General features: G+C 56.5%; 11 protein-coding genes. 9 read left to right on the forward strand and 2 right to left on the reverse strand.

Annotated elements, in window-relative coordinates; genetic code table 11:
• Positions 1 to 214 precede the first annotated feature (214 nt).
• The 4 genes from HNP46_RS33210 to HNP46_RS33225 all read left to right on the forward strand — a co-directional run bounded on the left by HNP46_RS33210 (position 215) and on the right by HNP46_RS33225 (position 5,274).
• Positions 215 to 550, forward strand: coding sequence for a hypothetical protein (locus tag HNP46_RS33210; protein ID WP_184597725.1), 336 nt, complete (start codon positions 215 to 217; stop codon positions 548 to 550).
• Between the two features lie 190 nt (positions 551 to 740).
• Entirely contained in the window at positions 741 to 2,273 is a 1,533-nt protein-coding gene (locus tag HNP46_RS33215; protein WP_184597727.1) for a type II secretion system protein, read from the forward strand.
• Entirely contained in the window at positions 2,273 to 3,748 is a 1,476-nt protein-coding gene (locus HNP46_RS33220; RefSeq protein ID WP_184597729.1) for a type II secretion system protein, read from the forward strand. Before HNP46_RS33215 ends, HNP46_RS33220 begins: the two co-directional genes overlap by 1 nt.
• Positions 3,748 to 5,274, forward strand: coding sequence for a prepilin-type N-terminal cleavage/methylation domain-containing protein (locus tag HNP46_RS33225; RefSeq protein WP_184597731.1), 1,527 nt, complete (start codon positions 3,748 to 3,750; stop codon positions 5,272 to 5,274). The genes HNP46_RS33220 and HNP46_RS33225 overlap by 1 nt, the downstream gene beginning before the upstream one ends.
• 18 nt (positions 5,275 to 5,292) lie before the next feature.
• Here the strand turns inward: HNP46_RS33225 and HNP46_RS33230 are convergent, their stop codons facing one another.
• Positions 5,293 to 5,628 carry a hypothetical protein gene (locus tag HNP46_RS33230; RefSeq protein ID WP_184597733.1) on the reverse strand — a complete coding sequence of 112 codons (336 nt, stop codon included), beginning with the start codon at positions 5,626 to 5,628 and terminating at the stop codon, positions 5,293 to 5,295.
• Positions 5,629 to 6,096: 468 nt separating this feature from the next.
• On the opposite strand from HNP46_RS33230, the gene HNP46_RS33235 reads away from it, so the two are divergent.
• From HNP46_RS33235 to HNP46_RS33255, 5 genes are all read left to right on the forward strand, one after another.
• Positions 6,097 to 7,587, forward strand: a complete 1,491-nt coding sequence (locus HNP46_RS33235; protein ID WP_184597735.1) for a type II secretion system protein — start codon at positions 6,097 to 6,099, stop codon at positions 7,585 to 7,587.
• Positions 7,575 to 9,068, forward strand: coding sequence for a PulJ/GspJ family protein (locus HNP46_RS33240; RefSeq protein WP_184597737.1), 1,494 nt, complete (start codon positions 7,575 to 7,577; stop codon positions 9,066 to 9,068). The genes HNP46_RS33235 and HNP46_RS33240 overlap by 13 nt, the downstream gene beginning before the upstream one ends.
• A gap of 28 nt (positions 9,069 to 9,096) precedes the next feature.
• Positions 9,097 to 10,578: a hypothetical protein gene (locus HNP46_RS33245; RefSeq protein WP_184597739.1), complete on the forward strand. Its 1,482-nt coding sequence runs from the start codon at positions 9,097 to 9,099 to the stop codon at positions 10,576 to 10,578.
• 109 nt (positions 10,579 to 10,687) lie between these two features.
• A complete protein-coding gene (locus tag HNP46_RS33250; RefSeq protein WP_184597741.1) occupies positions 10,688 to 10,930 on the forward strand; it encodes a hypothetical protein in 243 nt (80 codons plus the stop codon).
• Positions 10,931 to 10,973: 43 nt separating this feature from the next.
• Positions 10,974 to 12,062, forward strand: a complete 1,089-nt coding sequence (locus HNP46_RS33255; RefSeq protein ID WP_184597743.1) for a hypothetical protein — start codon at positions 10,974 to 10,976, stop codon at positions 12,060 to 12,062.
• An 81-nt stretch (positions 12,063 to 12,143) separates the two neighbouring features.
• On the opposite strand, the gene HNP46_RS33260 is transcribed toward HNP46_RS33255, so the two are convergent.
• On the reverse strand, positions 12,144 to 12,674 hold the full coding sequence (locus HNP46_RS33260) for a hypothetical protein (protein WP_184597745.1): 531 nt from the start codon (positions 12,672 to 12,674) through the stop codon (positions 12,144 to 12,146).
• Positions 12,675 to 12,703 lie beyond the last annotated feature (29 nt).

Genomic DNA, 12,703 nt, shown 5'->3' on the forward strand with positions numbered 1-12,703 from the left:
TGAGCCCCGTTCAATACAGGGCTCAGTCATTGGCAGCTTAGCGGCCCAGTCCAACTGTCCAACTTTCGGGGGTCAGTTCAACCGAGGGGCTTTTTCATTTCCGAAACAAAAGAATCATTCGGAATAGCCAATTTCCTACAAATTGACGCTAAAGGTTTTCTCCGGAATATCCGATAGGTATCAAAAAAAGCCCAAATTCCCGGCGGAGAAAGTCATGAGTAACAACGTAATCACACACCGCGTCACCCTTGGCTTTCTCTTTGCCGGCCTTATTCTGGGCGCAATTGCTGTAGCGCTCCTGTACTGGGGCATCGTTTCAAACTTCGCCCTTTCTAAAGACGAATACCTCACTCTGCAGGGAATCAGCTACGCAATTTTCTATAGCTGCAGCATCCCGATCACACTCATGTTCGGCTACAGCCTGGTGGCTTACTACAAGGCCATTTCAGCCTGGTGCAAGTTGATCGCACGGCTGATCAAGCCAAGCAGTTTCGCCATCGAGATCGCAACACGCCGCAAAGCCATGAAGGCCAAGAAGTCGGCTTCCTGACCGAGAACCTGGCCCCTGAGGCTGCTTAAAGAAACCAAAATGGTGGAGTAGGAAGCACCACAACCCTGGCCATTGAGGCTGATCTATGGGGGCCAAGTAAGGCCCCAGATGTACAACTGCAGCACACCCATCACAATCCCAATATCCATGATCAGCTCTATGGTAATATTCGGGAAAAGAGAGCTTTCCAATGCGCACAAGAGAAAGCGGTTTCACACTAATTGAGCTCATGCTTGCCCTCGGCATTGTTGCCGCATCGAGCATCGTCTCCTTTAACGTGAAAATGCTAGAACTTGAGCAAATGAAGGCTCGTGAGACAGGCCAGTACCTGGTTCAGTACAACAACGCCGTGCGCGAGTGGGTCAGCGCTAACGTTGGAGTGGCTTCGACCACCAAGTCCGGCTCAGCATGGTTGAAACCGACCACCTGCCCTGGCGGTCTGAGTGCAGTTGGGTACCTGCCCTGCTATTTCCCTGCAGCGACTACCAGCAACCCTATCCCCGGCGGACAGCTTTCGCTCAGCACGACGATCACCACCAGCGGTGCGGCCCCGAACATCACAACTGTGGCCACCACCACGTCGACTCCCTACCAGGTTGGCCCCGGCAAGATCCGGTCTGACTTGGCCGGCCTGGCTGCAGTTACAGCAGCCTCTTCATCTCCAAGTGCAGCGCCACAGGGCGGGAATATCGACGGTTCGTTCAAATCCATGGTGTCGACCGGTGTCATAGTCATGACTGCCGGAAACAACGGCGGCGCCGATCCATGGTTGCGTACCGACGGGTCGAACACGATGAACAACCCTCTGAACTTCAATGGGGCGCGCCCTAGCTACATGCGGGATATCCAGGGCGTTTCCAGGATCAGCAACATCGCGGCCAATGCGCTGACTATCGGGAATCCAAGCGGCGGAGCCTCCGGATACTCAGTTGTGGTAGATGCCAACAAGACCAACGTCGGATCGCTGGCCATCCAAAACGTCACCAACACGGCCAATGGCCTGGATGTGGTACGAGGCGACATCGTAGCCAGCAACGGGAACATCGAGGCGTCCAACAACATCGTCGGGCCCGGCGGCGCCATTGCGCAAAACTTCGTCGACCGGAACAATGGTGCCTACTATGTTGACCCCAACGCTGCGACGTCTCTGAACACACTCTTCGCCTACGGAAACGTCACCACGCCTATCGTCTACGACAGGAACAACACTGGCTACTACGTAGACCCAAACGGCACGACCAACCTCAACAGCCTGGTGACCAACAGCGACTTCACAAACCGGTCGAACATTACGTTCAACGGAATAGTGACCTCACAGACCGGCTTCGTTGCAGAGACAGTTGTGACTGAAGGCGCCTTCTGCACTCCAAACGGCATGCTCTCCCACAACGCCCAAGGGCTACAAATCTCTTGCGTAAACAACGCCTGGAAGAGCCCGAACACCTTCGGCTGGAACTGGTTCAACATTGGCCGTGAATACGGAAACACATCGGATTACTACGACCCGGTCACTCACAACTTCGTGACTGCAGACCGTGTCGGGTGGGTCACCAACGATATGGGCGCTTGGCGCTACTGCGCCATTCGAACCATGAGAGTTCCTCAGACCTATTACGGGTCATGCACGCTTCGGAAGTCAGGGTCAAACTGGCTCGTTGACTCGTATGTCGACGCAATAAAACCGGGCGAAGCCCTTTACTGCCACTACGTCTGCACAAACTGATGAAGAGACAAAACGGCTACACCCTCATCGAACTCATCCTGGCCCTGGGCCTGGCTGCGTTCGTCTCGATGATGGGCTTCCAAAGTGATCTTCTGGAGCTTGATCAGGCAAAAGCCAGAATAACCGGGGCACAGCTGTACCAGTACAACAACGCAGTGGCGGCCTGGACAACGGCCAACGCCGGGGCTTCAAATGCAACCTATACCGACACGAATTGGCTCAAATCTACGACCTGCCCAGGCGGGACGAGTGCCGTGTCCTATCTTCCCTGCTCCTTCCCTGCCGGCAACGCCCTAGACCCATTTGATGGTGGCAAGCTGAGCATCACAGCAGCGATCACCACCACAGGCACAGCTCCGAACCTGGTGACAACGGTTACGACGACGACGACGCCTTATGTTCTTTCCAGTGGCAGGGTTAGGTCAGATCTTGGCAGCCTGGCTGGCTTCGTTGCCCTCGCCGGGGCGAAGAGCTATAGCCCTTCCGTTGCGAGCACTGGCCGTCAGGTAATATCGAACGCGTCCAGTGGTGTCCTCACCATGGTCACCACGAACAACAGCTCGAACAACTCCTGGCTAAGAACCGACGGCGGAAACGCCATGAACAACAATCTTCGGTTCAATACAGCAAGCGCAGCTACAGCACGCGAACTGAAGAACGTGTCCAGGATTCAAGCTCTTGCCGCGACATCCCTGACTCTAGGTAATCCAGGGGGCGCAGCTTCGGGATATTCCGTAGCCGTAGATGCCAATGAGACGACTAGCGGCGCCGTCACCATTCAAAACGCCCAGAACGCTGCCAATGGTCTCATCCTGGACACCGGCAGGATTCGAACGCTCGCGGGTAACGCAAGCGCAAGCAACCAGGTCGTGGCAGGCACAAATGGGATCGCAGCCGCATTCGTCGATAGTCAGGATGGTGCGTACTATTCCATTCCTAGTGGCAATACCGTGCTGAATGTCGCCAGGTTCAACCACAGCCTTCAGACCCCTGCCCTCTACGACCTGAACGACGGTAACTATCGCGCGATACCTTCTGGTAGCTCGGTGTTCTGGACACCAAGCACTTACGTCCTCACCGTGTTCGGAAACACAAACATCTTCGGGATGCTAGACACGGCCGAATTTTTCCAGCTTCCGACTAATGCTTCACACGGAGCTCCATGCTCTCCGGAGGGGCTGGTTAAAACTGAACCAAACGGCATGATCAACGTGTGCCAAAACGGCGTATGGAACCGATCCTATTACGACTTCACCTCGCTCTATACCGTGCAGGCCAGCCCAGCCCCAGCAGGAACCAGGACGACGAATCTCGGTGCTCACCGATACTGCGCCCTCGCCGGCTTCTCGAACGCTGGAACAGTCGGAGACGCCCACTGCAGCGTCTCAGAGTCTGGTGGTGTTTGGTACATCCAAGAACGAACCACAGGTAACGTGTCCTCGCACATGTGCCAAATCTCATGCATGGATCTATGATGAACTCGAAAAAAAGCCGCCAGACCGGGCTGACACTGCTTGAGCTGCTATTCGCGCTGTTCATTTCCACCGTAATTACGCTGATCAGCTTCCAGAGCCAAACACTGCAGAGGGAGCAAGAGAAGGCTCGTGTGGCCGGCGGAAAACTCTTCGAGTACAACAACGCTGCAAGAGAATGGCTCAGCGCCAACATAGGCGCAGCACCTGCGACTCAGAACGGTACAGCCTGGCTGAAATCTACCGCTTGCCCTGGAGGCACCGGAGCGGTGAATTACCTCCCCTGCTCGTTCCCGGATTTCAGTGCTGGGAATCCCCTTCCAAGCGGGAAACTCGCACTGACTTCAACCATCACGACAACAGGTACACCACCCAACCAGGTCACCACCGTCACAACAGTGGCAACGCCCTACACGCTCAAGTCTGGTCAAATTCGATCTGATCTCTCCGGGCTAGCCGCCATCGTAGCCTCTGCAGGATCAAAGACCGTCGCGCAGAAAGGTGGGACAGACGGCACCTACAACTCGAACATCAGTACTGGCGTTATCACACTTACCGCCAGCAACCAGGCAACTACTGACGCCTGGCTTCGTACTGATGGGTCGAACACCATGAACGGCAATCTACAGTTCCAAGCTGCATTGCCAGCCGCTCAGAGAGAGATCCGAGGAGCATCGAGTCTCCAGAATATCGCTGCAAATGTGCTCTCGGTCGGTAACTCTGGCGGTGCAGCGGCAGGCTATAGCGTCATCGTGGATGCACAGCAGAACATACTCGGGAACATTCGCGTACAGAACGTGCAGAACGCGGCTTACGGAGTGGATGTGACCAGAGGGAGCATCCGCACACAGTACGGTAACCTACGCGCGTCAGGTCAACTGATTGCCGGCAATCAGATGATTGCCCCGGCCTTCTACGACTCTAACAACCTCGGGTATTACCTTGACCCTAACGGGACGAGCCAGCTTTACCAAGGGTTCACAACAGGCGGAACAAACACCCCTATCGTCTACGATGCAAACGACCCGAACTACTACCTTGATCCAAACGGGTATAGCTATCTGAACTCAATGCAAGTTCAGTCCCTAGCTGTCTGGGGGAACATGTCCAACTGGTTCCGCACATGGGCAAACGCTGGTCTTCAGGTTGCCAATCCAGTCGGCCAGACGGCTTGCCCTAAGCTTGGTCTTATGACTGCATTTGCAGGGGGTGGTATTGCATCCTGCTATGACGCAGGAGCTTATGGTCATGCCTGGTTCAGGCAGCCCTATGCCAAGCAGTCGCTCCAAACTGTATTTCATGCTGTAGGCACAACAAACACAGAAGAAAACAAACCCATAGGCCAGCATTTCTTCTGCGCACTAGTAGGCATTCAGACCTCAACGATTCAAGATCATACCTGCGATCTTACGGGGGACTTCAGTGGCTGGTATTTGAAAAGCCAAACTTACAATAAGCAGTCAACTGATACAGCCAGCAGCAACTTGTCTGACCACTGGTGCTACGCTCAGTGCATTGATTTCAACTGATATGAGCAACTGGCACCATCAGGTGCCAGTCAGCCAGTCAATTTCAGGGGAGTTAGCGCTGGCAGAGTTGGCCTGCCCCATAGCAATGATGGTCGGGTACATCTTGGCGACCTGGTCTGCAGCGTGCAGGAGGTCGAGGGTCACCGAACATTTGCGGAAGTGCATCATCAGCGACATCGCCAGCTCTTGGGCGGCCTCATCGAGGTCATCCATGGTCTCGCGGATGGTAAACGTGGGCCGCTGATCCTTTAAAGAAATCAGTAACTTGGCCATCGCGAAAGAGGCTTTCGTCCCTGGGCGCTTCATCACAAACTCGAGCCCAAGCTGGTAAGGCGAAGGGGTAAGCGATTGCATGATTGGCTCCTTCCAATGCCCCACAATCATGCCCTCCTCTCACACACTACGCAATGGCATCTGCTCTATGCCTTATGGCTATCGCTTTAGACGCAAATTGTCGAATGCTTGGCGCCAGCCTTCAGGCTCTTTGTAGGAGTCCTTGGCAAGCTTCGCCTCATCAAGGCCAGTCAATGCAAGGCATCGTATTTTGGCCAACCATGCCCCTTCCTCTTTCATGTAGCTCAGCAAAGCTGAAGTATCGAATCCCATGCTAGAAAGCGCTAACTTCAGTAGCTCCAGTTCTTCAGAGTCAGACGTCCAAACAGTTTCAGGTTGCGCAGGCTGCACGGTAATGCCTTGTTAGCTTTCTTGTTTTTGTTATAGTCACTGATGGCGTACTAAATATCGAGCAACTAAGGTATCCTTCGATATACACGCAAAGTCTACCTTCATTTGCGAAGAATAATAAGATCGGGGAAACCGACATTGCGGCATCAAAGAGGCTTCACCCTCATTGAGTTGACCCTAGCTGTGGGCCTTTTGGCCTTCGGCACTCTGCTGTCCTTCCAGGGAAAGCTCATCGATCTGCAGCAAAAGCAGGCAGAAGAGTCCGGCCAGTACCTACTGCAGTACAACAATGCCGTGAGGGAGTGGGTCAGTGCCAATATCGGAGCACCCGCCGCCACAAAGATCGGCAGCGCCTGGCTCAAGTCAACCAGCTGCCCCGGTGGCCTGAGCGCAGTTGCGTACCTACCTTGCTACTTCCCAAATGCCACCGTTGCCAGCCCCATACCGGGCGGCGCACTGAACCTCACGACGACCATCACCTCCACGGGTACCGCGCCGAACCTCATAACGGTGGCCACGACTGTCACCTCCCCATACAAGGTCAAGGGCAGCCAGGTTCGTTCGGACTTGTCCGGCCTGGCTGCGCTGACAGCCACCTCTGGCTCTCAGAACACCGACCCAACCGGCGGAAGTGTCGACGGCACCATCAAATCGACCGTGAGCACAGGCGTGATCACCCTGGTTGCCAGCAACAGCGGCGCCACTGACCCTTGGTTGCGCACTGACGGCTCGAACACCATGAACGCCAACCTGGCCTTCTCCTCGACCGCAGCCAGCAATATGCGTGAAATTCAAGGTGTCTCGAGACTTCAGAACGTTGCTCTGAGTGCACTGACAATCGGCAACTCCGGTGGCGCAGCTGCCGGCTACTCAACGACTGTTGATGCCAACTCGACGATCACCGGAGACCTGGTAGTCCAGAATGCCGGCTCGGCCACCGCTGGCATCCTGGTATCCAAAGGCTCCATGCGCACCGGGAACGGCGCGATCACCGCCAGCGGCAATGTAATGGCCTACGGTGGATTGACCACACCCAGATACCTCCCAAGCCAGAACGCCGCCTACGCGATCAAACCCAGCGGAACCTCACAATTCGCACAAATCTGGGCCACCGGTTCTGTGTCGGCGCCGATCTATTACGACAGGAACAACACGAGTTACTACGCCGACCCGAACAACGTATCCAACCTGAACCAAGTGCACGCAGCCGCCGGGTCGACACTAATGACGGACTTCCGGGCCGTGACCACCATCGGCGGCTACGCGAAAGTCGACGGGATAGGCGTAAGCACCAACCCTCAGCTCGGGGACACATGCTCGGTAGGCGATATGAACTGGCGGCGCTCCGACGGCATGTTCCTCTACTGCTACCAAGGAGCTATGCAGGGCGGCCGGTTCCCGAACGGCGGCAACATCATCACGATCACTCGACAACCGACACCTACCGGGATTCAGAACGACCCCATCGGTTACTACAGGGCCTGCTTCATCACCGGCATGGAGATGAACTACCTGTCCTCGCATGGTTGCATCGTCTCGTATGACGCCAACTTGAACTGGACTATCACGACCTTCCTGTGGACTCAGCCTAACGGCGCTATCTGGTGTCAGGTCTCATGCTCAATGTGAAGAAGGCACAGAGAGGGTTCACCCTTTTCGAAGTGATTCTGGCCCTGGGCCTGACGGGCGTCCTCAGCCTGATGACGCTGCAAACTCAGCTGCTGGAGGTTGAGCAGCGCAAGGCAAAGATCACCGGTTTGCAGCTTTACCAGCTGAACTCGGCAATCGCCGCGTGGACAGCAGCAAACGCAGGGGCTGCCGGCGTCACCTACACGGACACCAACTGGCTGAAATCCAGTAGCTGCCTGGGCGGCACCAGCGCTGTTGCTTACCTGCCCTGCAACTTCCCTAAGGGTGACGCGACTGAGCCGCTGAGCGGCGGCAAGCTCACGCTCTCCAGTGTGATCACCACAACTGGCACTGCACCGAACCAGGTCACCACCGTCACAACGACAACTACGCCCTACGCTCTCGCTGGGGGCGCAAAGCGTGCTGACCTTGCCGGCCTGGCTGCGTTCGTCGCAGCGGCAGGCGCCAAGAGCTTCACTCCATCGATGGCCAGCAGCTACCGGGAGGCCAAATCCAGCCCATCAACGGCGGTGATTACAATGGTGGCCAGCAACAACCCCCTGACGGATGTGTGGCTGCGCACCGACGGCAAGAACTCGATGGACTCGAACCTCAAGTTCAATACAGGCGTTGCTGCCGCCAATAGGGAAATCCAGGGCGTATCCCGGATCGCAAACATCGCCTCGAACACTCTCACGATTGGCAACCCGAACGGGGCCGCCTCCGGATATTCAGTGGTATTCGATGCCGCCAAGACGAACTACGGCGCCCTGGCCATCCAGAACGTACAGAACCTCACCTACGGCCTCGATATCAGTTCAGGTCAGATTCAGGCCCAGTTCGGCGACATTTCTGCCAATGGTCTCTCTACTATTGGCTCCTACGCCCAAGCCAATAGGCTCTACGACACCGACAACACCGGCTACTACCTCGATCCGACCAACACCTCGGTGCTCAACGCTGCCACGTTCACGTCGTCACTCACAACGCCGGCATTGATCGACTCCCAAAACACTGGGTACTACATGCAGCCGGCGAACTACTCCAACCTCAACCAATTCGCCAGTCTGTTCACCAAGGTCAACGGGAACGTGTCGATTGGCGGGAATTTCCTGGTCGAGGGAACCTGGACGCAAAAAGCCCAGAACGTCTGGAAGACAGGATGCTCGCCTGAAGGTGCAATCAGCTCAAACGCGGCCGGTGAAGTATTGAACTGTTTGGGCGGTGTCTGGAACAAGCTCGTTGGTAACGGTATCTCCAACTACCAGTCGTATCAGTCACCAACAGTGGCAGGCTTGAAGCAAACCTACATAGGCACCCACAGACTCTGCGGCTTTGGAGCATTGTCGAACTCGCAAGCCACCACCGAAGCCTATTGCCAGATCGTCACCGATGGCGGAGGTAACTGGTGGATCAACGACTGGGTGCAAAACTCCGGCGCAACAGAGCATCGCTGCTATGCAACCTGCTTCGATAACTAGGGCCATGCACATGAAAAATCAGAGAGGCATGACGCTCCTGGAGCTTTGTTTTTTCCTAATAATTGCGAGCGGGATGACCCTCTTGGGCTTCCAGAATTCGAGCAACGACAGGGATCAGAACCAGGCAAGGACAACTGGGCAGCAGCTGTTCGCCTATAACAACGCCGTGCGTGCATGGGTAAGCGACAACATCGGCGCCGCCGCATCGGTAAAGACCGGAAGCGCCTGGCTGAAGTCGACAAGCTGCACAGGGGGCTTGAGCTCAGTGGGATACCTCCCCTGCTCGTTCCCGGACGCGACGACCGCCAAACCCCTTCCTGGTGGGAAGCTCGCCTTGACCTCTACGGTCAACACAACAGGGACAGCGCCCAACCAGCAGACGGTAGTGACCACCACGACATCCGCCTATATCGTCTTCGGCAAAACCCGCTCAGACCTCTCGGGCCTGGCCGCCATCATCGCCGCCGCCGGCTCGAAGAAGTCCATCTATCCTGCCGGCAGCGACACCTCTTTCAACTCGAACCAGTCAACCGCCATGATCACCATGACGGCCGGCAACAGCGGCTCAACGGATTCTTGGCTGCGCACCGACGGCAGCAACCTTCAGAACGGCGCCATTCGATTCAACACAGCCCTGGCTGCCGGCCAGCGTGAGCTGCAGAACGTCTCCCGAGTGCAGAACATCGCGGCAAACGCCCTGACCCTCGGCAATGCCGGCGGCGGTGCGGCCGGTTACTCGATCATCGTTGATGCGAACGAGACCGTCACGGGCAACCAGGTCGTTCAGAACGTGCAGGGCAAAGCCAACGGCGTCACCCTCACGCGGGGCAATATCGTCGTGGCTGCCGGCGGCATGGAGACTCCCAGTCAGCTGGTGGCTGGAGGTGCCATTTACACCCCAATCATGCGCGACAAGGACAACACGGGCTACTACATCGACCCAAACAACACCAGCGTGATGAACGTCGGCAACAACTCACTCAACACCGTGGCGCCGATTTTCTACGACCGGGATAACACGTCGTACTACGTAGATCCCGCAGGCACTACAGCGATGTACAGCGCCGTCATCGCCAACATGAACGTCGACGGCAACTGGACGACGAACCTCCACGCCGACACGTACAACCAGCTCAATTTCACGACAGCAGTTGGAACATCCACCTGGTGCTCACCTAGAGGAGCCTTCGCAAGAGACACTGCAGGTCACTTGGTCGCATGCACAGCTTCTGTGTTCGGTGATCTCTGGCAGAGACCAATCCTCGGCCACAACGTGGGCGTCTACTCGGTAAGCATTCCTGCTGGAACACCTTCAGCAGGCATCGGCACTCAAAAGAGTGTTCCCCTCGGTGCTCAGCAAATTTGCGTGCTCACCGGGAGCTATCAGTCTCACTTCAACGAGTCACACTGCCAGGTGCATCCTGATCTATCTGGGTGGTACTTGGATATCCAGGTCAACGGAACGGCAGGCGCCAACTTCTGGTGCGAGGCGATGTGTTTGGCTAACTGATCGGGGATTGCAAGCGGGATGTGGCCGTTGCAAACTGGTCTGCCTTGCCTGCTAGGGCGCTTCGCGAAGTAGCGACCTTCAGGATACATCGCCCACAGGAGGTGCGGAGATGACAAATACACTCAGCAAAGAACAAATCGAACTGGAGCGCTACGGATTCACAGTAGGCTCCACCGTCCAGCACATCAAAGACCCTCAGCCTGGGATCGTGACCGAGATCGACTCTGATCAGGATCTGGGCGACGTTACGACCTGCAGGGTCGTCTGGGGTGCTGAGAGCCTCCAGGATGCGTTGGACACCCCTCGCCCCGACCAAGACCTGCTTTTCACGAATAAGCTCGTGGCAGCGTGATTTGACGCCCTAGCGGGAACCTCAGTGGAGAAGGACTTCCGAGATGAGTGAATGGGAAGAGTTTTGCGAATCCAGGGGTTTCTCCACTGGCGAGGAGGACTATGACAAGGTCATCGATAGCCTTGGTGGCCGGAGTTCTACACATAGGAACCGAGTGCACCCTCCTTGCGACCTTACCCAAGAACAGGTCAACAGCCGGCTAAAGCGCCAGCCCAACTGTCAACCAGGCGAAGAGGTCGATATCGTTGCCTGGGGAGTCGCTGGAGTCTCAGACGCAATCGTCGGCTCGCTCGATGGAGCACAGACCATTGACGAGGATGACCTGCTTCTAAGGTTCGGAGTCGGCGACTACGAATTCGCCCCCGCGAGCATGCTCATCGAAAATTTGAGATCTACCCGCCAACCTATCGTCCTGAATGATGAAATGTTGGTCTGGGATGAGCGATTCCAGTGCTTGGACGCCTGGAGCGGGTTCGCACGGGAGCGTCTGACTGTGCAGATCAAAGATAACCGCGTCCTGCAGGAGAAGGATCAGGCCCTGATCGCACTGCAGAATTACGCGAAGATCACTGATCACGGCTCTCGCCCCATCCTCGTCGCCGGCCAGGATCTGGAGCGAGCGCTTGAGGGCGGCCTTGTCGAAATCCTGGATGCCAGCACTCTGTCAGCACAGGCCCTTAGCGAGAGCCACCTGGTTTGCTTGGACACCTACGGGATACCGGCCAGCATTTCTCTTCGGGACGCTCATGAAGTACTCGCGGAGCTGCTAACGCGCAGCGGCACCTACAAGCTCACAGGGGGCGTCGCTCGTCCGGTGAACGGGCCAGCTCGGCTAACTGCCGGCGCGATCACCATGGCCACCACCAGCGCCTCGCAACCCTGTTACTACCGCCTCAATGAGCACGCCACGGTTTACAAGCCTGCCTTCTGGAAGATCGACGAATCAGAGGTGGCGTCTCACAGCCCCAGCGAAGTATATGTGACGGACGGCCCACACCCCCTGGAGCTCGGCGGCACCAGGAGCCGTGACCGCTATGTTACGACCATGGAATACTTCGAGCGCTATGGCCACCCGCTTGACTTCAGGTACATGGCCTTCGACGACGTCATCCCAGGCTGCTCGACAACTTAAGGGAGGCATTGGGAAGGCAACCTGGAAGGCAACCCGGAAGGCAATACAGGTAATTCCCGGTTACCAGCCGACCAGAGGAACTCAACGAGGCGCAGGTGCCACCAGAGGAACATCAACGGCGCGGTCAATCATCTGGATGAGTTCCTCTCGAGTGACCCTAAACATGCTCGAAATAGGCCCAATGTACTTCTCCACCGCCTCCACAATCTGGAGGCCGGTGGCGGCATTGGACAACTGAGGGACGCCCTGCCTGAGCTCTTCTTCAGTGAATTGGCGCCCCCGGAACTGGTAGGGAATCCCCAACTTGGCGGCCGTGGCCACCATCATCATGGTGTCGTTGTACATCTTGATGATGTCGAGTTTCTGCTCAAGGGTGATGATCTGAACCTGGCCAGCCAACTGCCCTGGCGTCGCACTGCATGTGCGCTCGGCGTGCTGGTAGTTGCTGAATCCTGCAAGCAACGCGCACTGGTTCAGGGCCTGGGCGTGAGTTAGCTCTGAGGCTTTCTTGAGCAGCTTGGCAGTGCGCTTGATGTCTTCCAGGAGTTGCAGCGAAGGCACGCGGCCGCCGAGATGATCGACGCGCACATTGGACGGGGTAGTACTGGTCATCGGTAGCCTCTGGGTTGCCTGCAGACGTC

The organism is Pseudomonas nitroreducens, from assembly GCF_014204515.1.
In the GTDB taxonomy this organism is placed as follows: Bacteria; Pseudomonadota; Gammaproteobacteria; order Pseudomonadales; family Pseudomonadaceae; genus Pseudomonas; species Pseudomonas nitritireducens_A.